At 60.4% G+C, this 24,674-nt stretch carries 24 protein-coding genes; 9 read left to right on the top strand and 15 right to left on the bottom strand.

The genetic code is table 11. From position 1 onward, the window contains the following. The first annotated feature begins 20 nt into the window (after nucleotides 1-20). The 6 genes from QNH97_RS05275 to QNH97_RS05250 all read left to right on the top strand — a co-directional run bounded on the left by QNH97_RS05275 (nucleotide 21) and on the right by QNH97_RS05250 (nucleotide 5,067). Complete coding sequence (locus QNH97_RS05275) at nucleotides 21-1,058, top strand: ABC transporter ATP-binding protein (RefSeq protein ID WP_283555911.1); 1,038 nt, start codon at nucleotides 21-23, stop codon at nucleotides 1,056-1,058. A gap of 1 nt (nucleotide 1,059) precedes the next feature. Continuing rightward, nucleotides 1,060-2,007, top strand: coding sequence for an ABC transporter permease (locus QNH97_RS05270; protein ID WP_283555910.1), 948 nt, complete (start codon nucleotides 1,060-1,062; stop codon nucleotides 2,005-2,007). Continuing rightward, nucleotides 1,997-2,806: an ABC transporter permease gene (locus tag QNH97_RS05265; RefSeq protein WP_283555909.1), complete on the top strand. Its 810-nt coding sequence runs from the start codon at nucleotides 1,997-1,999 to the stop codon at nucleotides 2,804-2,806. The genes QNH97_RS05270 and QNH97_RS05265 overlap by 11 nt, the downstream gene beginning before the upstream one ends. A gap of 165 nt (nucleotides 2,807-2,971) precedes the next feature. After that, nucleotides 2,972-4,396 carry a gamma-aminobutyraldehyde dehydrogenase gene (locus tag QNH97_RS05260; protein ID WP_283555908.1) on the top strand — a complete coding sequence of 475 codons (1,425 nt, stop codon included), beginning with the start codon at nucleotides 2,972-2,974 and terminating at the stop codon, nucleotides 4,394-4,396. 145 nt (nucleotides 4,397-4,541) lie between these two features. Beyond that, a complete protein-coding gene (locus tag QNH97_RS05255; protein WP_003198119.1) occupies nucleotides 4,542-4,805 on the top strand; it encodes a CopG family ribbon-helix-helix protein in 264 nt (87 codons plus the stop codon). Next, nucleotides 4,768-5,067 (top strand): type II toxin-antitoxin system RelE/ParE family toxin, encoded by a 300-nt coding sequence (locus QNH97_RS05250; protein ID WP_283555907.1) that lies wholly within the window; start codon nucleotides 4,768-4,770, stop codon nucleotides 5,065-5,067. The genes QNH97_RS05255 and QNH97_RS05250 overlap by 38 nt, the downstream gene beginning before the upstream one ends. Before the next feature lie 47 nt (nucleotides 5,068-5,114). Here the strand turns inward: QNH97_RS05250 and QNH97_RS05245 are convergent, their stop codons facing one another. Next, a complete protein-coding gene (locus QNH97_RS05245; protein ID WP_123342596.1) occupies nucleotides 5,115-5,300 on the bottom strand; it encodes a hypothetical protein in 186 nt (61 codons plus the stop codon). A gap of 363 nt (nucleotides 5,301-5,663) precedes the next feature. Between QNH97_RS05245 and QNH97_RS05240 the strand changes: the two genes are divergently transcribed. Then, a complete protein-coding gene (locus QNH97_RS05240; protein WP_283555906.1) occupies nucleotides 5,664-7,289 on the top strand; it encodes a glucan biosynthesis protein D in 1,626 nt (541 codons plus the stop codon). A gap of 204 nt (nucleotides 7,290-7,493) precedes the next feature. Here the strand turns inward: QNH97_RS05240 and QNH97_RS05235 are convergent, their stop codons facing one another. From QNH97_RS05235 to QNH97_RS05225, 3 genes are all read right to left on the bottom strand, one after another. Further along, on the bottom strand, nucleotides 7,494-8,600 hold the full coding sequence (locus tag QNH97_RS05235) for an NADH:flavin oxidoreductase/NADH oxidase (protein ID WP_283555905.1): 1,107 nt from the start codon (nucleotides 8,598-8,600) through the stop codon (nucleotides 7,494-7,496). A 361-nt stretch (nucleotides 8,601-8,961) separates the two neighbouring features. Further along, complete coding sequence (gene recJ, locus QNH97_RS05230; RefSeq protein WP_283555904.1) at nucleotides 8,962-10,671, bottom strand: single-stranded-DNA-specific exonuclease RecJ; 1,710 nt, start codon at nucleotides 10,669-10,671, stop codon at nucleotides 8,962-8,964. 162 nt (nucleotides 10,672-10,833) lie between these two features. After that, entirely contained in the window at nucleotides 10,834-11,376 is a 543-nt protein-coding gene (locus tag QNH97_RS05225) for a YaeQ family protein (RefSeq protein WP_283555903.1), read from the bottom strand. 147 nt (nucleotides 11,377-11,523) lie between these two features. On the opposite strand from QNH97_RS05225, the gene QNH97_RS05220 reads away from it, so the two are divergent. Continuing rightward, on the top strand, nucleotides 11,524-12,723 hold the full coding sequence (locus QNH97_RS05220; protein WP_283555902.1) for a CaiB/BaiF CoA transferase family protein: 1,200 nt from the start codon (nucleotides 11,524-11,526) through the stop codon (nucleotides 12,721-12,723). Between the two features lie 351 nt (nucleotides 12,724-13,074). Here the strand turns inward: QNH97_RS05220 and QNH97_RS05215 are convergent, their stop codons facing one another. From QNH97_RS05215 to ffh, 11 genes are all read right to left on the bottom strand, one after another. Then, nucleotides 13,075-13,362 carry a DUF3509 domain-containing protein gene (locus QNH97_RS05215; RefSeq protein WP_283555901.1) on the bottom strand — a complete coding sequence of 96 codons (288 nt, stop codon included), beginning with the start codon at nucleotides 13,360-13,362 and terminating at the stop codon, nucleotides 13,075-13,077. Nucleotides 13,363-13,548: 186 nt separating this feature from the next. Further along, nucleotides 13,549-14,919, bottom strand: coding sequence for a transporter substrate-binding domain-containing protein (locus tag QNH97_RS05210; protein WP_283555900.1), 1,371 nt, complete (start codon nucleotides 14,917-14,919; stop codon nucleotides 13,549-13,551). A gap of 121 nt (nucleotides 14,920-15,040) precedes the next feature. After that, on the bottom strand, nucleotides 15,041-16,450 hold the full coding sequence (thrC, locus tag QNH97_RS05205) for a threonine synthase (RefSeq protein ID WP_283555899.1): 1,410 nt from the start codon (nucleotides 16,448-16,450) through the stop codon (nucleotides 15,041-15,043). Nucleotides 16,451-16,595: 145 nt separating this feature from the next. Further along, nucleotides 16,596-17,900 carry a homoserine dehydrogenase gene (locus QNH97_RS05200; protein WP_025212046.1) on the bottom strand — a complete coding sequence of 435 codons (1,305 nt, stop codon included), beginning with the start codon at nucleotides 17,898-17,900 and terminating at the stop codon, nucleotides 16,596-16,598. A 137-nt stretch (nucleotides 17,901-18,037) separates the two neighbouring features. Beyond that, nucleotides 18,038-18,769 carry a bifunctional protein-disulfide isomerase/oxidoreductase DsbC gene (dsbC, locus tag QNH97_RS05195; RefSeq protein WP_283555898.1) on the bottom strand — a complete coding sequence of 244 codons (732 nt, stop codon included), beginning with the start codon at nucleotides 18,767-18,769 and terminating at the stop codon, nucleotides 18,038-18,040. A gap of 301 nt (nucleotides 18,770-19,070) precedes the next feature. Continuing rightward, nucleotides 19,071-19,967: a site-specific tyrosine recombinase XerD gene (gene xerD / locus QNH97_RS05190; protein ID WP_283555897.1), complete on the bottom strand. Its 897-nt coding sequence runs from the start codon at nucleotides 19,965-19,967 to the stop codon at nucleotides 19,071-19,073. Between the two features lie 131 nt (nucleotides 19,968-20,098). Further along, nucleotides 20,099-20,449, bottom strand: a complete 351-nt coding sequence (rplS, locus tag QNH97_RS05185) for a 50S ribosomal protein L19 (protein WP_003175895.1) — start codon at nucleotides 20,447-20,449, stop codon at nucleotides 20,099-20,101. Between the two features lie 45 nt (nucleotides 20,450-20,494). Beyond that, nucleotides 20,495-21,268: a tRNA (guanosine(37)-N1)-methyltransferase TrmD gene (gene trmD, locus QNH97_RS05180; protein ID WP_205929660.1), complete on the bottom strand. Its 774-nt coding sequence runs from the start codon at nucleotides 21,266-21,268 to the stop codon at nucleotides 20,495-20,497. Further along, the gene (gene rimM / locus QNH97_RS05175) at nucleotides 21,250-21,786 is read right to left on the bottom strand and encodes a ribosome maturation factor RimM (protein WP_025212043.1); all 537 of its coding nucleotides are present in this window, start codon (nucleotides 21,784-21,786) and stop codon (nucleotides 21,250-21,252) included. The genes trmD and rimM overlap by 19 nt, the downstream gene beginning before the upstream one ends. Nucleotides 21,787-21,791: 5 nt before the next feature. Further along, nucleotides 21,792-22,043: a 30S ribosomal protein S16 gene (gene rpsP / locus QNH97_RS05170; protein WP_025212042.1), complete on the bottom strand. Its 252-nt coding sequence runs from the start codon at nucleotides 22,041-22,043 to the stop codon at nucleotides 21,792-21,794. 230 nt (nucleotides 22,044-22,273) lie between these two features. Next, nucleotides 22,274-23,650 carry a signal recognition particle protein gene (ffh, locus tag QNH97_RS05165; protein WP_025212041.1) on the bottom strand — a complete coding sequence of 459 codons (1,377 nt, stop codon included), beginning with the start codon at nucleotides 23,648-23,650 and terminating at the stop codon, nucleotides 22,274-22,276. Between the two features lie 206 nt (nucleotides 23,651-23,856). Between ffh and QNH97_RS05160 the strand changes: the two genes are divergently transcribed. Beyond that, on the top strand, nucleotides 23,857-24,669 hold the full coding sequence (locus QNH97_RS05160) for a cytochrome C assembly family protein (RefSeq protein WP_283555896.1): 813 nt from the start codon (nucleotides 23,857-23,859) through the stop codon (nucleotides 24,667-24,669). Nucleotides 24,670-24,674: the final 5 nt, after the last annotated feature.

The following is a 24,674-nucleotide window of genomic DNA, read 5'->3' as shown; positions in this document are numbered from 1 at the left end:
GCTTTTTGGAGCACCGCACCATGACGCTTGCAGTCCAATTCTCCCAGGTCTCCCGTCAGTTTGGCGAAGTGAAGGCCGTTGACCGGGTTTCCATCGACATCCAGGACGGCGAGTTCTTTTCCATGCTGGGTCCCTCCGGCTCAGGCAAGACCACCTGCCTGCGACTGATCGCCGGGTTCGAACAACCCAGCGCCGGTTCGATCCGCATCCACGGCGAAGAAGCCGCCGGGCTGCCGCCCTATCAGCGGGACGTCAACACGGTTTTCCAGGATTACGCCCTCTTCCCGCACATGAATGTGCGCGACAACGTGGCCTACGGCCTGAAAGTCAAAGGCGTTGCCAAGGCCGAACGCATCAAGCGCGCCGATGAAGCGCTGGAAATGGTCGCCTTGGGCGGCTACGGCGACCGCAAGCCGGTGCAGCTCTCCGGCGGCCAGCGCCAGCGTGTGGCCCTGGCCCGTGCGTTGGTCAATCGCCCGCGAGTGTTGCTGCTGGACGAACCCCTGGGCGCCCTCGACTTGAAGCTGCGCGAACAGATGCAGGGCGAGTTGAAGAAACTGCAACGCCAGTTGGGCATCACCTTCATTTTCGTCACCCACGACCAGACCGAAGCCTTGTCGATGTCCGACCGCGTGGCGGTGTTCAACAAGGGTCGCATCGAACAGGTCGATACGCCGCGCAACCTGTACATGAAGCCGGCGACCACCTTCGTCGCCGAATTCGTCGGCACCTCCAATGTGATTCGTGGCGAGCTGGCCCGGCAACTGAGCGGCAATCCACAGCCGTTCTCTATACGCCCGGAACACGTGCGTTTCGCCGAAGGGCCGTTGGCCGCTCATGAAATCGAAGTCCACGGCCTGCTTCACGACATCCAGTACCAGGGCAGCGCCACACGCTATGAATTGAAGCTTGAGAACGGCCAGACCCTGAACCTCAGCCAGGCCAACACCCAGTGGGTCGACACCGGCGCCCAGCACCAGACCGGCCAGCAACTAACCGTACGCTGGGCCCGCGAGGCGATGATCGCGCTGCATGACACCGTCGGCAGCGAGGTGTGAGATGAACACCGTGGCCATCACTCAAACGCCTGCACCCGGCTCACCCTTGCGACGTTTCTCCAACCTGCTGTACCGACGGCCCAACCTGTACCTGTCGATGCTGCTGGTGCCGCCGCTGATCTGGTTCGGCGCAATCTACCTGGGCTCACTGCTGACCTTGCTGTGGCAGGGCTTCTACACCTTCGATGACTTCACCATGGCAGTCACGCCCGACCTGACCCTGGCGAATTTCACCGCGCTGTTCCAGCCCTCGAACTTCGACATCATCCTGCGCACCTTGACCATGGCCATCGTGGTGTCCATCGCCAGCGCCATCGTCGCCTTCCCGATTGCCTACTACATGGCCCGCTACACCAGCGGCAAGACCAAGGCGTTTTTCTACATCGCGGTGATGCTGCCGATGTGGGCCAGTTATATCGTCAAGGCCTACGCCTGGACGCTGCTGCTGGCCAAGGGCGGCGTGGCCCAGTGGTTCGTCCAGCACCTGGGCCTGGGGCCGGTGTTGCAGTTCGTGCTGGGGATCCCCGGTGTGGGCGGCAGTACCTTGTCCACCTCACATCTGGGGCGCTTCCTGGTGTTCGTCTACATCTGGCTGCCGTTCATGATCCTGCCGATCCAGGCGTCCCTGGAGCGCCTGCCGCCGTCCTTGCTGCACGCTTCGGCGGATCTGGGTGCCAGGCCGCGCCAGACGTTCATGCAAGTGATTTTGCCGCTGTCGATCCCGGGCATTGCCGCTGGCTCGATCTTCACTTTCTCGCTGACCCTGGGGGATTTCATCGTGCCCCAGCTGGTAGGCCCGCCGGGCTACTTCGTCGGCAGCATGGTCTACGCCCAGCAAGGCGCCATCGGCAACATGCCCATGGCCGCGGCGTTCACCCTGGTGCCCATCGTGCTGATTGCCATCTACCTGTCTATCGTCAAGCGCCTGGGGGCTTTCGATGCACTCTGAAAAATCATCCTGGGGCCTGAAGATCGCCGCGTGGGGCGGGCTGGTGTTTCTGCACTTCCCGATCCTGATCATCTTCCTCTACGCCTTCAACACCGAAGACGCGGCGTTCAGCTTTCCGCCCAAGGGCCTGACCCTGAAATGGTTCAGCATCGCCTTCTCGCGTCCGGATGTGCTGGAGGCCATCAAGCTGTCGTTGCAGATCGCGGCCATCGCCACGCTGATCGCCATGGTGCTCGGCACGCTGGCCTCGGCGGCACTGTACCGCCGGGACTTCTTCGGCAAACAGGGGATTTCGCTGATGCTGATCCTGCCGATTGCCCTGCCAGGGATCATCACCGGCATTGCCCTGCTGGCGACCTTCAAGACCCTGGGAATCGAACCGGGCATGTTCACCATCATCGTCGGCCACGCGACATTCTGCGTGGTGATCGTCTACAACAACGTCATCGCCCGCCTGCGCCGCACGTCCCACAGCCTGATCGAGGCGTCGATGGACCTGGGGGCCGACGGCTGGCAGACCTTCCGCTACATCATCCTGCCCAACCTCGGCTCAGCACTGCTGGCCGGCGGGATGCTGGCGTTCGCGCTGTCGTTCGACGAGATCATCGTCACCACCTTCACCGCCGGCCACGAACGCACGCTGCCGCTCTGGCTGCTCAACCAGCTCAGCCGTCCTCGCGACGTGCCGGTGACCAACGTGGTGGCGATGCTGGTGATGATCGTGACGATGTTGCCGATACTCGGCGCCTATTACTTGACCCGTGGGGGTGAGAGCGTGGCCGGTAGCGGCGGAAAGTAGCCCCTTTCGCCTTGTACAAAAGGGCTTTTGTGGGAGCGAGCTTGCTCGCGATGACTGACGAACACTCAACACACGTGTCGACTGTAAGACCGCTATCGCGAGCAAGCTCGCTCCCACAGGGATCGGTTCCAGCAGACACATAACTGCTTCGATGAGGACAAAGCTATGCAAACCAAACTGCTGATCAACGGCCACCTGGTAAACGGCGAAGGCCCCGGCCAAGCCGTGTTTAACCCGTCGCTGGGGCGGGTGCTGGTGGAAATCAATGAAGCCAGCGAAGCCCAGGTCGATGCCGCCGTTCGTGCGGCCGACAGCGCCTTCGACAGCTGGTCGCAGGTTGCGCCCAAGGACCGCTCCCTGTTGCTGCTCAAACTGGCTGACGCCATCGAAGCCCACGGCGAAGAACTGGCGAAGCTGGAGTCGGACAATTGCGGCAAGCCCTTGAGCGCCGCGCTGAACGACGAGATCCCGGCGATTGCCGACGTGTTCCGCTTCTTTGCCGGCGCCAGTCGCTGCATGAACGGCTCGGCGGGTGGCGAATACCTGCCGGGGCACACCTCGATGATTCGCCGCGACCCGGTGGGGGTCATCGCCTCTATCGCGCCGTGGAATTACCCCTTGATGATGGTCGCCTGGAAAATCGCCCCGGCCCTGGCCGCCGGGAATACCGTGGTGCTCAAGCCGTCGGAACAAACCCCGCTGACCGCGTTGCGCCTGGCGGAATTGGCGTCGGAAATTTTCCCGGCCGGCGTGCTCAATGTGGTGTTCGGTCGTGGGCCAACCGTGGGCCAGCCGCTGGTGACCCATCCGAAAGTGCGCATGGTGTCGCTCACCGGCTCCATCGCCACCGGCTCGAACATCATTTCCAGCACCGCCGACAGCGTCAAGCGCACGCACATGGAACTGGGCGGCAAGGCCCCAGTGATCATTTTCGACGACGCCGACATTGACGCGGCTGTGGAAGGCATCCGCACGTTCGGTTTCTACAACGCGGGCCAGGACTGCACCGCCGCTTGCCGCATCTATGCCCAGCAAGGCATCTACGAGCAGTTTGTCGAGAAGCTCGGCGCAGCGGTGGGCAGTATCAAGTACGGCCTGCAAACCGCTCCCGACACTGAAATGGGACCGCTGATCACCGCCCAGCACCGTGACCGCGTCGCGGGTTTTGTCGAACGGGCCATCGCCCAGCCGCATATCCGCCTGATCACCGGTGGCAAGACCGTGGACGGCAACGGGTTCTTCTTCGAACCGACGGTACTGGCCGACGCCCAGCAGGACGACGAAATCGTCCGCCGGGAAGTGTTCGGTCCGGTGGTGTCCGTCACGCCGTTCCTTGACGAAGCACAAGTGCTGGCTTGGGCCAATGAGTCGGACTACGGCCTGGCGTCATCGGTGTGGACCGCCGACATCGGCCGCGCCCATCGCCTGGCGGCGCGCCTGCAATACGGCTGCACCTGGGTGAACACCCACTTCATGCTCGTCAGCGAAATGCCCCATGGCGGTCAGAAACATTCCGGCTATGGCAAGGATATGTCGATGTATGGGCTGGAGGACTACACGGTGGTGCGGCATGTGATGTTCAAGCATTGAATGCAGGACAACGCTGGCAACACATACTCGCGGTTGCCCTGCGTGGGTGCTGCTAAGGTTTTCGTCAATCGGTGCACGCCCGCCGGTTGACGGAAATCCTGGCAGCGCCTAGGGTGTCTACAACGTATACACCCAGGAGATCGCCATGGCCTCGCCCGTTTTGTCCTTTCGTGTGGAAGAAGGTCTGGCCCAACAGCTGGATTTGTTGGCTGCCGCCACCGACCGCGACCGTCAATACCACCTCAAGCGTGCACTGGTTCGATATGTGGAAGCCGAGTCCTGGCATCTGCAAGCCATCAGCGAAGGCATAGCAGATGCCGATGCTGGAAATCTGACCGATCTGGACGCCGTGAAGGCTAAGTGGGCAAAGCGTGCCGAGCATCGTACTGACCGACAAAGCACAGAGTGACCTCGACTCGATTCATGAACACTACCAAACCGCCATCGGCACGGAAGGCGCTGACGATGTCATCACCACCATTCTGGAAACGCTGCGACAGCTGCAACGCTTTCCCGGCTCGGGCCGTCCTTCAGTCGTTCCCGATATTCGGGAACTGGTGTTAACACGTTATCCGTTCGTTGCGCCTTACCGGCTCATGCATGGGCAATTGCAGATCTTGCGCATACTGCATCAACGCAGCGAACGTCCCCAGGACTGGTCGGAGGGATGATATCGGCCGGTTTCCCCTTTGCTCCGGCCGCTCACCGCAACGACTATTCAAAACCTCGAAACACTCCTCATTGCATCCACCAGGTAACGCATGGCGATCCTGTCGTTTTCCGACAACTCTCGATAGCGCTCCACCAGTCTTAATTCTTCCAGGCTGAGTCGCCGTGTCCTGCGCGCATTGATCAGGCCTGGAAAGATCCCCAGCATTTCGGTAATGCCCTGTATTTTCGTCATGAGCGATGCCCTTCTGTACGTCGAATTGACCTGATAGCGCCTTCTGAATCCGGGTTAAATGGTCTATCAAGTTAAAGGATAGGGAGGATTTAAACCGTGAAAAGGGATTTTTAGAGTAATTAGTCAAAAAAAACCGAAATCTGCACAAAAAAAGAAATAACTGTAAGAAAATTTGACCAGGCCGCGCTTTCTCCGCTTCAAACGCCTGCATATCCCCTATGATTTTGCGCCTCGGTGAACCGATCCAGCTCTCAGGCATCTGTTCTAACGTCTGTTCGCGTTTGGCCAAAGGCATGTCCGAACTCCTTCATCAATCTTTGCGGCCAGGAACGGCTCGGGATTGTTTTGAGAAAGGTTGTATTTATGCACCGCAGGAATCTGCTCAAGGCCTCCATGGCCTTCGCCGCCTACACAGGGCTTTCGGCCTCCGGGCTCATGGCCGCACGTGCCTGGGCCGCTGACCAGACTGCCGACGGCGAAGCCCGTCCCTTCGATTTCAACGCCCTGAAAGACCAGGCCCGGCAATTGGCCGCAAGCCGCTACGTCGACACCAAGCAGGTCTTGCCGCAAACCCTGGCCCAGATGTCGCCCCTGCAGTTCAACGCGATCCAGTACGACGCCAACCACTCGTTGTGGAATGAGCTGGACGGTCAGCTGGACGTGCAGTTTTTCCACGTTGGCATGGGCTTCAAGCAGCCGGTTCGTATGTACAGCGTCGACCCCAAGACCCGCCTGGCCCGTGAGGTGCACTTCCGCCCGGAGCTGTTCAACTATGAGAAAACCACGGTCAACACCTCGCAGTTGACGGGCGACCTGGGGTTCTCGGGGTTCCGGGCCTTCAAGGCGCCGGAACTGGATCGCCACGACATCCTTTCATTCCTGGGGGCGAGTTATTTCCGTGCCGTGGACGCCAGCGGCCAGTACGGACTGTCCGCCCGTGGCTTGGCCATCGATACCTACGCCAAGAAGCGTGAGGAATTCCCGGATTTCACCAAGTTCTGGTTCGAAACCCCGGAAAAGAACAGCACTCGCTTCGTGGTTTACGCGCTGCTCGACTCCCCCAGCGCCACCGGTGCCTATCGGTTTGACATCGATTGCCAGCCGACCCGGGTAGTGATGGAGGTCGATGCGCACATCAATGCCCGCACCGCCATCGAACAACTGGGTATCGCCCCGATGACCAGCATGTTCAGTTGCGGCACCGTCGAGCGGCGCATGTGCGACACCATTCACCCGCAAATCCACGACTCCGACCGGCTGGCCATGTGGCGCGGCAACGGCGAGTGGGTTTGCCGTCCGCTGAACAACCCCGCCACCCTGCAATTCAATGCCTTTGCCGACAATAATCCGAAGGGCTTCGGCCTGGTGCAGACCGACCATGACTTTGCCAGTTACCAGGACACCGTGGACTGGTACAGCAAGCGACCCAGCCTGTGGGTCGAACCGACAACAGCGTGGGGCGAAGGCTCTATCGATCTGCTGGAAATTCCTACGACCGGCGAAACCCTGGATAACATCGTCGCGTTCTGGACACCGAAAAAACCAGTGGCCGCGGGTGATTCGCTGAACTATGGCTACAAGCTCTACTGGAGCGCCCTGCCACCGGTGAGCACCGACCTGGCCCACGTCGACGCGACCCGTTCGGGCATGGGCGGCTTCATCGAAGGCTGGGCACCGGGCGAGCATTACCCGACCGTCTGGGCGCGCCGCTTCGCCGTGGACTTCAGCGGCGGTGGCCTCGACCAGTTGCCACCCGGCACCGGCATCGAACCGGTGGTGACCTGCTCCCATGGCGAGGTGAAGGACTTCAACGTACTGGTGCTGGATGCAATCAAGGGCTACCGCATCACCTTCGACTGGTACCCAACCGACGACCGCGTGGACCCGGTGGAAATGCGCCTGTTCCTGCGCAGCAAGGACCGGACCTTGAGCGAGACCTGGCTGTACCAGTACTTTCCGCCGGCGCCGGATAAGCGTAAGTATCCCTGATGGTGATTCGGCGCTTGGGCTGGCCCCATCGCGAGCAAGCTCGCTCCCACAGGGTAGTGGGTGGATCACACGTTCTGTGCCCCAACACAATCCACTGTGGGAGCGAGCTTGCTCGCGATGAGGCCGGTACAACCACCGAATAATCCAGCCCGATAAACAAAAGCCCCGGCCAACACGACCGGGGCTTTTTGCTTTATCCCTCCCTCAGTCCCGCAAATCAGACTCATGAATCGGCTGCTCCCGGTGCGTGGCCCGCTGGTACTGCGCCGGCCATGTGGCCTTGCGTCCACCCAGGTCATCATCGGCATGCAGGGCCCAGTACGGATCGCGCAACAATTCCCGGGCGAGGAAAATGATGTCGGCCTGGCAGGTGCGCAAGATGTGCTCGGCCTGGGCCGGTTCAGTAATCATGCCGACGGTGCCGGTGGCGATTTCCGACTCCTTGCGCACCCGTTCGGCAAAGCGCGTCTGGTAACCCGGGCCAGTGGGAATTTCCGCATTCGCGGCAGTGCCGCCCGACGACACATCGATCAGGTCCACACCCAGCGCTCTGAATCGTCGCGCCAGCTCCACGGTTTCATCCGGATTCCAGCCGTCCTCGACCCAATCGGTGGCAGAAACGCGAACGAAAACCGGCAACTCTTCAGGCCAGACGGCCCTCACCGCTTCGGTCACTTGCAGCACCAGGCGGATGCGGTTCTCGAACGAGCCGCCATATTGATCGCGCCGCTGATTGCTCAAGGGCGACAGGAACTGATGCAGCAGATAACCATGGGCCGCGTGGACCTCGACCACTTTGAAGCCGGCCGTGAGGGCGCGCTTGGCCGAGGCCACGAAAGCCTGGATAACCCCGGCGATCTGCCCTTCGTCCAGTTGGGCTGGCTGGGTGTGCTGCGGGTCGAAGGCAATTGGCGACGGGCCGACCGGAAGCCACCCGCCGTCCTCGGGTTTCACACTGCCATGCTTGCCAAGCCATGGTCGCCAGGTGCTGGCCTTGCGCCCGGCGTGGGCCAGCTGGATGCCCGGCACGGCCCCTTGGGCGGTGATGAAGCGGGTGATGCGTTGCAACGGTTCGATTTGTTCATCGTTCCACAACCCCAGGTCCTGGGCAGTGATACGGCCATCAGCGGTGACAGCGGTGGCTTCGGTGAATACCAGCCCGGCACCGCCCACGGCGCGGCTGCCAAGGTGCACCAGGTGCCAGTCGTTGGCCAGTCCATCGGCGCTCGAGTACTGGCACATCGGCGACACCGCGATGCGATTGGGTAGGGTCAATTGGCGAAGGGTATAGGGTTCCAGCAGCAGACTCATGGGGCACCTCTCGAATCAGTGGGCAGGCTCCAGGGTTCTGTTTGAAAAGTCGACGAGTGACAAAAGGTGCAACACCCGCCCCCGCGGGCAAAGAAATTCGACAAGACGTCACAAGGGCTATCAAGCAGTGCTTAGAGCCTAGTCGACAACCTGGAAGGAGGGAGGGTTCAGAACTTAAAAACCGGGAGGGTGGCGCAATGCTGATCACTCAAGGCTTGCCTGAGCCTCTGTGGCGAGGGAGCTTGCTCCCGCTGGACGCGCCAGCGTCCCCTTGCGATGTGATGGTTGGAACAAGGGCCGCTTCGCAGCCCAGCGGGAGCAAGCTCCCTCGCCACAGGGGTTCAGTGACTGGACAGGCAGCCTAGCGCGGTTCGATATGGGCAATCATCAACTGCACCGTTTCCTGGCCGCGGAACTCGTTGAGGTCGAGCTTGTAGGCCAGTTCGACCCAGCGCACGGTGGGGTTCGGCCAGATCTCGCGGTCGATGCCGAAGGCGATGCCATCGAGCTTCACCGAGCCGCATTCGCTCTTGAGCACCACCTTCAGGTGCCGCTCGCCCACCACCCGCTGTTCGACCAACTGGAACACGCCGTGGAACATCGGCTCGGGAAAATGCTGGCCCCAGGGCCCGGCGTGGCGCAGTGCCCGGGCCAGCTCGAGGTGGAATTCCTCCACTGCCAGCGTGCCGTCCGACAACAGGCGCCCGGTCAGGTCCTCTTCGCGCAATTGCCGACGCACTTCAGCGTCGAAAGCCTCGGCGAACAACGGGAAATTCGCTTCTGGCAAGGTCAGGCCCGCCGCCATGGCGTGACCTCCGTACTTGCTGATCAGGGTCGGATGCTGCGCCGCCACCACGCTCAGCGCATCGCGAATGTGAAACCCCGGCACCGAGCGTCCCGAGCCCTTGAGCAAGCCGTCGCCGGCATCGGCAAAAGCGATGGTCGGGCGGAAATAGCGCTCTTTCATACGCGAGGCAAGGATACCGATGACCCCTTGGTGCCACTGAGGATCGAACAGGCATAAACCGAACGGCATCGACTCCACCGGCAGGTCCTTAAGCTGGGCCAGGGCTTCGCGCTGCATGCCCTGCTCGATGGATTTGCGATCCTGGTTCATGCCGTCCAGTTGCGCCGCCATCTCCCGAGCCAGAGCCGCGTCGTCGGTGAGCAGGCATTCGATGCCCAGGCTCATGTCGTCCAGGCGCCCCGCCGCGTTCAGACGCGGGCCGAGGATAAATCCGAGGTCCGTGGAGGTAATACGCGAATGGTCGCGCTTGGCCACCTCCAGAATGGCCTTGATACCGGGCCGGGCGCGTCCGGCGCGAATCCGTTCCAGGCCCTGATGCACGAGGATCCGGTTATTGGCGTCCAGGGGCACCACGTCGGCCACGCTGCCCAGGGCCACCAGGTCGAGCAGTTCGCCAATGTTCGGCTGGGGTTTGCTGGCGTACCAGCCCAGGCTGCGCAGACGGGCCCGCAGCGCCATCAACACATAAAAAATCACGCCGACCCCGGCCAAGGCCTTGCTCGGGAATTCACAGCCTGGCTGGTTCGGGTTGACGATGGCATCGGCCGCCGGCAGTTCGAGGCCTGGCAAGTGGTGATCGGTGACCAACACCTTGAGCCCCGCCGCCTTCGCCGCCGCCACGCCTTCCACGCTGGAAATGCCATTGTCCACGGTGATCAGCAACTGCGGCTCGCGGGCCAGGGCGACTTCGACGATTTCCGGGGTCAGTCCATAGCCGTATTCGAAGCGATTGGGCACCAGATAGTCGACATGGGCCGCACCGAGCAGGCGCAGCCCCAACATGCCCACCGTGCTGGCCGTCGCGCCGTCGGCATCGAAGTCGCCGACGATCAGGATGCGCTGGCCTTGCTCCAGCGCCACCACCAGCAGGTCAACCGCCGCGTCGATCCCCTTGAGCTGCTGATAAGGGATCAGGCGCGCCAGGCTCTTGTCCAGTTCAGCTTCGGACAGCACGCCGCGAGCGGCATACAGGCGGGTCAACAGCGGCGGCAGGTCACCGAGAAATGGCAGGGTGTCGGGTAACTGGCGGGGTTCTATGCGCATGGGGTGACGGACATTTCTCTATGAAACTGTGGAATTCTGATTACTTGTGGCGAGGGAGCTTGCTCCCGCTGGGCTGCGTAGCGGCCCCTTTTTGTGGGCGCTTCGCACCCAAGCGGGAGCAAGCTCCCTCGCCACATTGGGTTCACTTGATGCAGGGGCGGATCAACCGCGCTCGCCCAGCAACCATTGCAACTGGACTTCATGCTGACCACGGTCGTCAGTCACGAAAATCGTGCCCTCGCTGATCATTACATCCCACTTGATCACGCGGGGCATATCCCGGGCCAGGGTTTCCAGCACTTCCTGGGGCACCGAGGCGATGTTGACGTTTTTCAGGTTCTTGACGGCCGGGATCACCTTGCCTTCCCAGACGCGCAGGCTGCCGTAGGCCAGCAGGCTGGTACGCTCGGTGCGGCGCGAGCACCAGGTCAGGCGATCGGCGTCGGGCTGGCCGACTTCGATCCAGTGCAGCACACGGTCATCCAGGCTTTTTTCCCACAGCGCAGGTTCATCGACGTCTGACAGACCACGACCGAATGCGAGCAGTTCGTTGTACCAGAATGCGTAGGCCAGCAGACGCACAGTCATGCGTTCTTCAGTTTCCGAAGGATGGCGGGCAATGGTCTGCTTCACGCTCTCGTACACATTGCGGTCGAGGTCGGTGAGGTTCAGTTCAAACTTATAGGTCGTGGACGGCTGGGCCATGAACGGGCTTCTTGATACAGAGAAAGGCGGCAAGTCTAACCGATGACGCGGGCAATCCACGAATTGCCGACCATCAACCTGCGGCGACGACGGTTGGCCTATGATAAAACCCTCTATTCGTTCTGCCTTTGCCTTACAGGATTACTCATGTCGCTTACTGCCAAACCCCTTGCCGGCGTCAAAGTCATCGAACTCGGCACCTTGATCGCCGGGCCGTTTGCCTCGCGCATCTGCGGTGAGTTCGGTGCCGAGGTGATCAAGGTCGAATCGCCTAACGGCGGTGACCCGTTGCGCAAGTGGCGCAAACTTTACGAAGGGACATCGTTGTGGTGGTTCGTCCAGGCACGCAACAAGAAATCCCTGACCCTGAACCTCAAGCACCCCGAAGGCCTGGCGATTCTAAAAAAACTGATCGGTGAAGCCGACATCCTGATCGAGAACTTCCGCCCCGGGGTTTTGGAAAAGCTCGGCCTGGGCTGGGATGTATTGCATGCACTGAACCCGAAACTGGTGATGGTGCGGCTCTCAGGCTTCGGCCAGACCGGTCCGATGAAGGATCAGCCCGGGTTCGGCGCAGTGGGCGAGTCGATGGGCGGCCTGCGCTACATCACCGGGTTCGAGGACCGTCCGCCCGTGCGCACCGGAATCTCCATCGGCGATTCGATCGCCGCTCTCTGGGGCGTGATCGGCGCACTGATGGCCCTGCGTCACCGCGAGGTCAACGGTGGAACCGGACAAGTGGTCGATGTGGCGTTGTATGAGGCGATTTTCGCAATGATGGAGAGCATGGTGCCGGAGTTCGATGTGTTCGGTTTCATCCGCGAGCGCACCGGCAACATCATGCCCGGCATCACCCCGTCGTCCATCCACACCAGCGCCGATGGCAAACACGTGCAAATAGGCGCCAACGGTGACGCGATCTTCAAGCGTTTCATGCAGATCATCGGCCGTGATGACCTGGCCAATGATCCGCAACTGGCCAGCAATGATGGGCGCGACAGCCGCCGCGATGAGTTGTACGGGGTCATCGATCGCTGGGTCAACTCGCTGCCACTCGATGCCGTCATCGAGCAGTTGAACCAGGCCGGGGTGCCGGCCAGCCGGATCTTCAGCGCCGAAGATATGTTCAGCGACCCGCAGTTCCTCGCTCGTGAAATGTTTCTGCAGGCCAAGCTGCCGGACGGCAAGGCGTTCAAGATGCCGGGGATCGTACCGAAACTGTCCGACACACCGGGAAGCTCCGAATGGGTCGGGCCGGCGCTGGGTGAGCACACTGCACACGTACTCGGCGAGCTGGGCTACGATGCCCAGCAGATCGCCCAGCTGCGCAGTGATGGGGCCATTTGACGCGCCATTGGGATCTGCCGTGAACGAAAATCGGTGTCCACTGAAGATCAACTGTGGGAGCGAGCTTGCTCGCGATTGCGTCGGTTCAGTCAACTTGATACTGACTGGCACTCCGCTATCGCGAGCAGGCTCGCTCCCACAGGGGTTCGGCGCGGCTCAGTTGGCTGGGCGAGCTGCAATCTTAAACGCCGGACAAAAAGAAACCCCGAGAAGTGGGGAGACGACTCGGGGTTAAACGTGACCATTTTTGAGGTCAGTACAACAAGCGACAAGCACCGGAGCACAATGCTCGCTCTTGCTGGTAAAAGGTCTGACTCATCAGGACGTAAGAAGGTTCCCACAAAATCCTGTTCAATTCGGGACGGTCATCACCTTGTCGCGCGCCAGATTGCGCAACGCCGCAATCACACAAGGCTCCAAGCGGCCCTCAGCAATCAGTACATCGCGATGCAGGCCATCGACCACGTCCGTCAGTTGGCGCTTATCGTTCAATTGGGCCTGGTTGAACACCCGCTCGACCATGATGCTCCCCACGGCATTCTTCAGCGTCACCAGGCATTCGCCCTTGGCGCCGAAGGGAGTCAGCGTGACCTGATACGGGCTCAAAGCCTCACCTAGCAATAGGCTGATACTTTCCATTCGCTCACCCTTCAATAGTCCGAAAACAACTGCATGTTCACAGTAAGTGACCCTGGGCCACGGCAGAAAGTTCGCCAGCGCACCGAACCGGCGCGCCTCAAACCTGTTCAACCGAGCATGCGCGTCCAATATGACAGGGAAACAACAGCCTTCACCTGCAGCCATTTTCGTGGCGACCGGTCCCGGTCAAGCGAGGAGCTTGTCGGAGCGGCTCCACCGGCGCCCGACATCGATCCATCCGCCTAAAATTCCGCGCAGCTGCCCATCGGCGCCGTAGAAGGGTACCGACCAGTGGTAGATTTCCCGTAATCCGCCGCTGAACATCAACTGTCGGTCGACGAATCGGGACTGGCGGGTTCGCAATTGCTCCATCACCTCCCCGTGTAGCAGCTCGGCGGTGGCCGGCGGGAACGTCGGGGAGTCAGTCAGCCGCCTACCCCGCAGTTTTTCGAAACGGGTCGCCAACTGGTCTTCGTAACTTTTGTTGCACATGATCAGGCGCCCTTCGAGATCGCGGATGAAAATCGGATCGGGAATGGCATCCATCAAGGCTCTCTGGAGCACCAGCTGGTCCTTGAGGACCGCCTCGGCCTTGAGGCGCTGATCGATCTGTGTCTTCAGGCGACGGTTCCACAACAGGGACAGGAAACCGAACGACACGACCACGGTCACGCACCAGTAGCCCCAACGGGACATACGCAGCCAGATCGATGGCGCCTGGGTGGGAGCAACACCCGCCATCCACTTGGCGCGCAGGGCACGCATGTCCTCGGCTGGAAAGACTTCCAGCGCTTTATTCAAGATACCCAGCAACGGCGCCAGGTCTTGGCGCACCGCCAGGTAGTCCGGTTCCCACTTGCCCTCAAGGCCACTTCCTACCTGCAACTGCCCAGCCGGATAAAGATGCACCCCCGTTTCATTTTCTATGGTGGCGTAGGCCTCCCGGCTCTCCACCAGCGCCCGTGCCTCTCCATACGTCTTGGTCGTGCGTAATTCGATGGCCGGGTAGTCGCGCCTGATTTCCGCCTCCAAGGCATGCCGTGCCGGCAATGCCAGGACCTTGCCCTCCAGTTGCTCCAACGCATGGAGCACCGACTCTCCGTCACGGCTGACGAACACCCAGCCGGAACCGCCAAACGCATGGCTGAAACTGAGGAAATCCCTGCGTTCATCGTTCATCGCCAGGAGAGTCGTCATGTCGGCCTCGCCGTTCTCCAGCATCGTCAGCAACTGACCGGGGGAGAACGACTCGCGATGCACGAACTCAAGCCCCGTCATGTGCGCAATACGCTGGAGAATTTCATGATTCAGGCCGTCCCACTGCCCCAGTTCATTCTTGAATAGGTACAGCGGGAACTGCATCGAAGCCACGATGACCCGCGGGTTCTCCTTGATCCACTTCAATTCCTGCGCATTCAGCACCAACTGCTCGCCCGGTTCGAGCGACGGCGTTTCGAAGGTCGCCAATTGTGCCGCATTGCCACCCTGCCCCCAGTACATCAGGGCCAGCCCCATCATCCAGCCCAACGCTGGTTTGCCTTTGATAAAAAACACCATCTGCATTTCCTTCGAGATGACTCGCCCGTCCCTCCAAGGGCGAAAAACCCGACCAGTTTGGCATGCAGAAACAAGAAAGCCCGTCAGGAGACGGGCTTCAAAATGTGACAGGCTTCAGCGGTTAGAGTGGCTTGCCGCGGTTGCCATGCTGGCTGACAAAGGCCTGCACGGCTTTCAGGTCGTTGGGCAACACGGTGCAACGCTCATCTCGCTCAAACAAATCAGAAAGATGTGCAGGTAGCTCAAGTGCTTTTCCTACGCCGGCCTTCAGCACTGCATCCGGAAACTTAACCGGATGCGCAGTGCCCAGGATCACCATCGGAATGTCCAGGCTGCGACGGCACTCACGGGCGGCTTTCACGCCGATAGCCGTGTGCGGATCGAGCAGTTCACCGCTCTGTGCGAACACTTCGGCAATGGTTTCGCAGGTTTGCGCGTCGTCTACCGCCAGGGAATCGAACAGCTTGCGGGCTTCGGTCCAGCGCTCGGGCTCGACGCTGAAACCACCACCCTGGCGGAAACTGTCCATCAGGCCAGCAATCGCCGCGCCATTGCGACCGTGCAGGTCGAACAGCAGGCGCTCGAAGTTCGACGACACCATGATGTCCATGGACGGCGACAGCGTGGCGTGCAGGGTTTCCTTGACGTACTGGTTACCGCTCATGAAGCGATGCAGGATGTCGTTGCGATTGGTGGCGACGATCAACTGATTGATCGGTAGCCCCATGTTGCGCGCCAGGTAACCGGCGAAGATATCGCCGAAGTTGCCGGTGGGCACCGAGAACGACACTGAACGGGCCGGGCCGCCCAATTGCAGGGCCGCGTGGAAGTAATAAACGATCTGGGCCATGATCCGCGCCCAGTTGATCGAGTTCACCGCCACCAACCGCGTACCCTTGAGGAAACCCTGGTCGGCAAAACTGGCCTTGACCATTTCCTGGCAGTCATCGAAGTTGCCTTCGATGGCAATGTTGTGGATGTTATCGCCGAAAATCGTCGTCATCTGCCGACGCTGCACTTCCGAGACACGGTTGTGCGGGTGCAGGATGAAAATGTCGACGTTCTCGCAATGCTTGCAGCCTTCGATGGCGGCCGACCCGGTGTCGCCGGAGGTGGCACCGACAATGACCACCCGCTCGCCACGCTTTTGCAACACGTAGTCCAGCAGACGACCGAGCAATTGCAGGGCGAAGTCCTTGAATGCCAGGGTCGGGCCGTGGAACAGCTCCATCACCCATTCGTTACCGTTGAGCTGACGCAACGGTGCGATGGCGTTGTGGGAAAAGACGCTGTAGGTCTCTTCCAGAATCTTCTTGAAATCGGCGTCGGGGATGCTGCCGGTGACGAACGGGCGCATCACCCGGAAGGCCAACTCGTGATACGGCAGGCCGGCCCAGGAGGCAATTTCTTCCTGGGTGAAACGCGGCAGGCTTTCCGGCACATAGAGGCCGCCGTCCGTGGCCAGGCCGGCCAGCAGGACTTCTTCGAAATTCAGGGCCGGAGCCTGGCCGCGGGTGCTGATATAGCGCATGGGGGCAAACCTTTGGTTTGAGCTTCGAGCTTCAAGCTACAAGCTACAAGTTAAAAGCGGCGGGGCTTTACTTGTAGCTTGCAGCTCATGGCTTGCAGCTGTATTGATTTAACTTGCAGCTTTTAACTTGGCGCTTGCAGCTGCTTCAATTCAAATGCTCGACGCGGATACGGACCACCGGCCCCACCACGCCCTGCAGGGCCTCCAGCGCAGTGATCGCATCATTGATACGCTGCTCGACCACACGGTGGGTCAGCAGGATCATCGGCACCAGGCCGTCGTGCTCCTCCACTTCTTTCTGCATGATCGACTCAATGTTGATACCACGCTCCGAAAGAATGCTCGCCACCTGGGCCAGGACGCCCGGATGATCCTTGGCCTGGATACGCAGGTAGTAGGCACTTTCGCACGCTTCGATCGGCAGGATCGGATGGTCCGACAACGAGTCCGGTTGGAAAGCCAGGTGTGGCACACGGTTTTCCGGATCGGAGGTCATGGCACGAACCACATCCACCAGGTCGGCCACCACCGAGGAAGCCGTCGGTTCCATGCCGGCACCGGCGCCATAGAACAGGGTCGAGCCAGCGGCATCGCCGTTGACCATCACCGCGTTCATCACGCCGTTGACGTTGGCGATCAGGCGGTCGGCCGGGATCAGCGTCGGGTGCACGCGCAGCTCGATGCCGCTGGCGGTGCTGCGAGCCACACCCAGGTGCTTGATGCGGTAGCCCAAGGCTTCGGCGTAGTTCACGTCAGCGGTGGTCAGCTTGGTGATGCCTTCGGTGTACGCCTTGTCGAACTGCAGCGGAATACCGAAGGCGATGGACGCCAGGATGGTCAGCTTGTGCGCCGCGTCGATGCCTTCCACGTCGAAGGTCGGATCGGCTTCGGCATAACCCAGGGCCTGGGCTTCGGCGAGCACGTCTTCGAAGGTGCGACCCTTCTCGCGCATTTCGGTAAGGATGAAGTTACCGGTGCCGTTGATGATCCCGGCCACCCAGTTGATGCGGTTGGCGGACAATCCTTCACGGATCGCCTTGATCACTGGAATACCACCGGCCACGGCGGCTTCGAACGCAACGATCACGCCCTTCTCGCGAGCCTTGGCGAAAATCTCATTACCGTGAACAGCGATAAGCGCCTTGTTCGCGGTGACCACATGCTTGCCATTCTCGATGGCCTTGAGTACCAGCTCGCGGGCAACGGTATAGCCGCCCATCAGCTCTATGACGATGTCGATCTCAGGGTTCGTGGCCACTTCGAAGACATCGTTGGTAATCGCAATACCGGTCGTCTGGAACTGAGGCTTTGGCGTGCGCATGGCAATTTGTGCCACTTCGATTCCACGCCCGGCACGACGAGAAATTTCCTCGGCGTTGCGCTGAAGTACGTTGAAGGTGCCGCCACCGACGGTACCTAACCCACAGATGCCTACTTTGACCGGATTCACTCTTGACTCCCCATGAAACGGCCGACGCAAGGTCGGCCGTGAAATACAGCCGCGCAGTAACGCGACTCAGTGTTTAACGGCCCGACGAAGGTTTTCGCCGAGCCGAGATCTTCAGAAACCGACCGCCCATCATCATTTCATTTCGCGCCAAGGGCCAGTTTGGCGACTTGTGGCGCCGGCTGGTAGCCCGGAATTACCTGACCGTCCGCCAAAACAATCGCTGGCGTACCGTTCACACCTATTGACTGTCCGAGGGCGAACTGCTTGGAAACCGGGTTCTCGCACTTGGCGGCCTTGATTTCCTTGCCGTCGACCATTTTGTCCATGGCCGCTTTCTTGTCCTTGGAACACCAGACCGCCTGCAACTGTTCGTCACCCGGCGAGCCCAGGCCCTGGCGCGGGAACGCGACGTAACGCACTTCGATACCGCGCTTGTTCAGCTCCGGTACTTCGGCATGAAGCTTGTGGCAATACGGGCAGGTGGTGTCGGTGAATACCGTGATGTGGGACTTGGTTTCACCCACCGCAGGGTAAACCACGGTTTCGGCAACCGGAATGCCGTTGATCAGTTTGGAAACGCCCTGGCGCTCGGTCAGCTCGGTGAGATTGACCGGCTTGCCGCCCTTGAGCTCAAAGAGGTTGCCCTGGACGATGTACTGGCCGTCGGCGCTGGCGTAAAGCACACGGCTGCCCTTGAGCTTGATCTCATACAGACCGGCCATGGGGCTGGCGGAGATGGTTTCGATCGGCACTTCGAGCTGAAGGTTTTCCAGGCTCTTGCGGATAGCCTTGTCGGCCGCGTCGTCGGCGATGGCAAAGGTACTGGCCAACGCAATGGCGGCGGCGGTGAACATCTGGATCAAACGCATGGGGACTCCTGAGGCGAACAAATGGGACGGGGAAACGCCGACCCGCAGATTCGAGTTCCGGCCGCCCACTGTGCAAACCGGCAAAGCCTACCACATAAGGCCCGCGTGGCCGAATGCAGCTGTCGCAAGACGTTTTCTAAGCACACACAGGATTGATGTCGGCTGACACGCCGTCATCGCGAGCAAGCTCGCTCCCACAGGGGATTTGTGGTGGACGCACAATTGCGGCCCGGCACACGTCCGAGATGTGGGAGCGAGCTTGCTCGCGATGACGTCAGCATTGACAACATCACGGCAGATGTCAGCCGCGCGGGTGATGCTTGGCGTGCAAGTCCTGCAATCGCGCCCGGGCCACATGGGTGTAGATCTGGGTGGTGGACAGGTCGCTGTGGCCCAGCAGCATCTGCACCACCCGCAAGTCGGCGCCGTGATTGAGCAGGTGTGTGGCGAAGGCATGGCGCAAGGTATGGGGCGAGAGGGACTTGCCGATCCCGGCCACCTTGGCCTGGTGCTTGATGCGGTGCCAGAAGGTCTGGCGGGTCATCTGCTCGCCACGCAGGCTTGGGAACAATACGTCGCTGGGACGCCCGCCCAGCAGTTCATGGCGGGCATCGCGCATGTAGCGTTCAACCCAGACGATGGCTTCTTCACCCATGGGCACCAAGCGTTCCTTGCTGCCCTTGCCCATCACACGCAATACGCCCTGGCGCAGGTTGACCTGCTCCAGCGTCAGGCTGATCAACTCGGTAACCCGCAGGCCGCAAGCGTACAACACCTCCAGCATGGCCCGGTCGCGCTGGCCGATGGCTTCGCTGAGGTCCGGCGCTGCCAGCAATGCCTCCACATCGGCTTCCGACAGGGACTTGGGCAGTGGACGCCCCAGTTGTGGCATCTCCACACGCAAGGTTGGATCCACCGAGATCAGCTTTTCCCGCAGCAGATAGCGATAAAACCCACGTAGGCCGGAAAGAAATCGTGCGGTGGATCGCGGCTTGTAGTTCTGTTCCAAACGCCATGCCAGGTGATCGAGGATCAACTCCCGCCCGGCGTTGGCCAGTTCCAGGCCTTTTTCCTGCAGCCAACCGTTAAACAGGGCCAGGTCGCTGCGGTAGGCATCGCGGGTGTTATCGGACAGACCCTTTTCCAGCCACAAGGTGTCGAGAAACTGGTCTATCAACGGGTGATCGATGGCTGGCATAAAAACTCATGAAGGATGCGAACGCAGGCGGCATCGAAATAGAAATGAAGGTATGCAGGGTGCTCAAAGACCAAATCGCAGGCAACAAAAAAGCAGCCCGCAGGCTGCTTTTTTTGCATCGGAAGCTGGACTTAAGCCAGTTTTTCCTTGATGCGAGCTGCTTTACCGGACAGGTCACGCAGGTAGTACAGCTTGGCTTTACGCACGTCACCGCGACGCTTCACTGCCATGCTGTCGATTTGCGGGCTGTAGGTCTGGAAAGTACGCTCTACGCCAACACCGTTGGAGATTTTACGAACGGTGAAAGCACTGTTCACGCCACGGTTACGCTTGGCGATAACAACACCTTCGAACGCTTGCAGACGCGAACGGTCGCCTTCCTTCACTTTCACCTGAACGACAATGGTGTCGCCCGGGGCAAAGGTAGGGATTTCTTTGGTCATCTGCTCTGCTTCGAGTGCAAGGATGATTTTGTTAGTCATGCTGTGCTCCTAAGGCAAGTCGTCGGACTTACCATCGATACGTTGTTAACTATCGTCCCGCTCGCGGATGTATTCCTCGAGCAGCTTCTTCTCTTCTCCAGAAAGCGAGCGGCTTTCCAGAAGATCGGCGCGTCGTTCATAGGTCCGACCAAGGGACTGCTGTAAACGCCAACGCCGGATGTGCGCGTGGTTGCCACTTAGCAACACGTCGGGAACACGCTGATCCGCATACACCTCCGGTCGGGTGTAGTGCGGGCAATCCAGCAGACCATCCGTAAAGGAATCTTCCTCAGCGGAATCTGCATGCCCTAAAGCTCCAGGCAGCAGTCGTGTAACCGCATCGATCAGGACCATCGCCGGCAGCTCGCCGCCAGACAGTACATAGTCGCCAATCGACCACTCTTCATCGACATGAGCTTCAATGAAACGCTCGTCGATGCCTTCATAACGGCCGGCAATCAGGATCAATGCATCCAGATTCGCCAGCTCGCGGACCGCCGACTGAGTCAGCTGACGGCCTTGGGGCGACAGGTAAATTACCTTCGCACCTTCCCCTGCAGCGGTTCTGGCCTGAACCAGAGCGTCTTCCAGGGGCTTGATCTTCATCACCATGCCCGGACCACCGCCAAACGGGCGATCGTCCACAGTGTGATGCCGATCCGTGGTGTAGTCCCGCGGATTCCAACAGGTAAGCTGCAACAGCTCCTGTTTCACCGCGCGGCTGGTTATGCCGTACTCGCTGATGGCGGAAAACATCTCGGGAAACAATGTGATGACTTCAACGCGCAAATTAGCCACGTTTAGAAATCCGCATCCCATTCCACCTTCATCTCGCCTGCCGCAAGGTCGACGGCCAACACGCATTGCTCGGTATAGGGCAACAGGCGTTCGCGATCATCCAGGCTGCCGACGCAAGGCTTGACCACCATGACATCGTTCGAACCGGTCTCGAGCAGGTGATCGATTTTCCCGAGCAATTGCCCGAGGTGGTCGATGACCTTCAGACCCACCAGCTGGTACCAGTAGTACTCGCCGTCGGTCAGTTCAGGGAACAGGTTGCGCGGCACGCAGATCTCATAACCGGCAAGAAGACGCGCTTCTTCACGATCATCGAGATCCTTGAGCTTTGCGACCAGGAACTTGTCGTTCCCGCGTCCGCTGACCAGCTCAACCTGTTTCACGCTACCTTCGCGCTTGAGCGTCCAGGTTTTGTACTCCAACAGGTTTTTGATCGGATCAGTAAAGGAATACACCTTCACTTCGCCGCGAACGCCATGAACAGAATAGATCTTGCCAACAACGATCAAATCATCAGCATCTTTTGGCGTCGCGTTCATATTGCTCAGGCCGCAGCCTTAGCCGTTTCCTTCAACAACTGAGCAACACGCTCAGAAGGTTGTGCACCAACGCTCAGCCAGTAGGCTACGCGCTCTTGGTTCACGGACAGACGAACTTCCTGACCACGGGCAACAGGGTTGAAGAAACCAACCTGTTCCTTGTGGGAACCGTCACGCGGGTTGCGGCTGTCGGTTACGGTCAGGTGGTAAAACGGGCGCTTTTTGGAGCCGCCAAGGGCAAGACGGATTGTTAGCATGTGAACATCGTTCCTGTAGTCGGTGCTGCAAATCTAAATGCACAGCGGGCATAGGTGCCCGAAAGGCCGCATATTCTAAGGAATATCCAGACTTTTGCAAATGTCTTTTTCCGGCACCTAACCCGCATGCCATTCAGATCTGCCACGGTCAGCTCCCGCCGCAGGCGGGTTGGCTGGAGATCCCACGTCCCCGTGGGCGGCACCGGCATGACTGCCGGCGCCTGGATTCTTTACATCTTGGGCATGCCACCGCCGGGCAACATACCGCCCATGCCGCGCATCATCTTGGCCATTCCGCCTTTTGCGGAGAATTTCTTCATCATCTTCTGCATCTGCTTGTGCTGCTTGATCAAGCGGCCGATGTCCTGCACCTGGGTGCCGGAACCCATGGCGATACGGCGTTTGCGCGAACCGCTGATCAGCTCAGGGTCGCGGCGCTCGGCCGGGGTCATGGAGTTGATGATGGCTTCCATCTGCTTGAACTGCTTCTCAGCCGCGCCCTGGGCGTTGCCCATCTGCGCCAGGTTCACGCCACCGATGTTCGGCAGTTTGTCCATGAGTCCGCCGAGGCCGCCCATGTTCTTCATTTGCTGCAGCTGGTCGCGGAAGTCTTCGAGGTCGAAGCCCTTGCCCTTCTTCAGCTTCTTGGCCAGTTTATCGGCCTTGTCCTTGTCGAGGGTCTGTTCGGCCTGCTCGATCAGGCTGAGCACGTCGCCCATGCCCAGGATACGCGAAGCGATACGCTCGGGGTGAAACGGTTCGAGGGCCTCACTCTTTTCGCCCATACCGATGAACTTGATCGGCTTGCCGGTGATGGCGCGTACCGACAGTGCGGCACCGCCACGGGCGTCGCCATCGACCTTGGTCAGGATCACGCCGGTCAGCGGCAGCGCATCACCGAACGCCTTGGCGGTGTTGGCCGCGTCCTGGCCGGTCATCGCATCGACCACGAACAGGGTTTCCACCGGGTTGATCGCGGCATGCAGCGCCTTGATCTCGCCCATCATCTCTTCATCGATGTGCAGGCGACCGGCGGTATCGACGATGACCACGTCGATGAACTTGAGCTTTGCTTCTTTAATTGCCGCCTGGGCGATGTCCACCGGCTTCTGGCTCAGGTCGGACGGGAAGAACGTCACGCCGATGTCGTTGGCCAGGGTTTCCAGTTGCTTGATCGCCGCCGGACGATAGATGTCCGCGGACACCACCATCACCGACTTCTTCTTGCGCTCTTTAAGGAAGCGCGCCAGCTTGCCGACCGTCGTGGTCTTGCCCGCGCCCTGCAGACCGGCCATCAACACCACGGCGGGTGGCACGGCGCTCAGGTTCAGGTCTTCGTTGGCGGCGCCCATCAGGCTTTCGAGTTCGGCCTGGACGATCTTCACGAACGCCTGGCCTGGCGTCAGGCTGCGCGACACCTCGGTGCCGACGGCGCGTTCCTTGACCGAATTGACGAAGTCCTTGACCACCGGCAGGGCGACGTCGGCTTCAAGCAACGCCATGCGCACTTCGCGCAAGGTGTCTTTGATGTTGTCCTCGGTCAGTTTCGCCTTGCCGGTGACATGGCGCAGCGTCTGCGAGAGACGGTCGGTTAGGTTTTCAAACATGCGCGATCCTTTCAGGCCCAGATAAGACCGGGATAATGGCGGCCCAGACCGTGAAAAATGTGCTCGGCGAGCCTGCGGCGTGGGCAGGTCGCGGATTATAGCGAAGAAGCGTGCGACGTACAGCTCGCTGTCAGTTGCGGTGGTCTTTCGTGCGGTGGGGATTCTATGCCAAACTCAGCGCCTTTCGGGCTTGCCTAACAGGATTTATGCTCCCCTTGTCACCCAGTTTGCTTGCCACTCTCGCCGCCGCCTGCCTCTATGCCGCTGCGACCCTCTATCAAGGCACCCGCCTGGCCACCGGCGCCAAGGCGAACAAACGCCTGCTGGTCACGCTTGGCGTGCTGGCGGTGCTCGGCCATGCGGCCAGCCTTTATACCCATTTGATGACGCCGATCGGCCTGGGCCTGGACTTTTTCAATGCCGCCAGCCTGATCGCCGTGGCCGTGATCGCCCTGACGCTGGTGGCTTGCTCGCGCATCCCGGTGGAAAACCTGCTGGTGCTGCTTTTCCCGCTAGGGCTGGCCACGGTGCTGCTGGCGCAGTTCGCGCCGTCGGGCACGGTGCAGATCATCGACGAAGAGCCCGGCATCCTGGCCCACATCCTGCTGTCGATCCTCGCCTACGGCCTGTTCACCATCGCGGTGTTCCAGGCGTTGCTGCTGCTGGTGCAGGATCACCAACTCAAGCACAAGCACCCGTCAGGGCTGATCCGCAACTTCCCGCCGCTGCAAACCATGGAAAGCCTGCTGTTCGGCTTCCTCTGGGCCGGCTGGACCCTGCTGTCGCTGTCGCTGCTCTCCGGCTGGCTGTTCGTCGAGAACCTGTTCGCCCAGCATCTGGTGCACAAAACCCTGCTGGCCTGCCTGGCGTGGGTGGTGTTCAGCGTGCTGCTGTGGGGCCGCAACCGTCTCGGCTGGCGTGGTCATAAGGCGATTCGCTGGACCCTGGCCGGTTTCTGCTTGCTGATGCTGGCTTACTTCGGCAGCAAGCTGGTCCGTGAATACATCCTGCATATCTGACGGAC

Origin of the sequence: Pseudomonas sp. G2-4, from assembly GCF_030064125.1 — a bacterium.
In the GTDB taxonomy this organism is placed as follows: domain Bacteria; phylum Pseudomonadota; class Gammaproteobacteria; order Pseudomonadales; family Pseudomonadaceae; genus Aquipseudomonas.
This window is presented reverse-complemented; position numbering and strand designations above follow the sequence as displayed.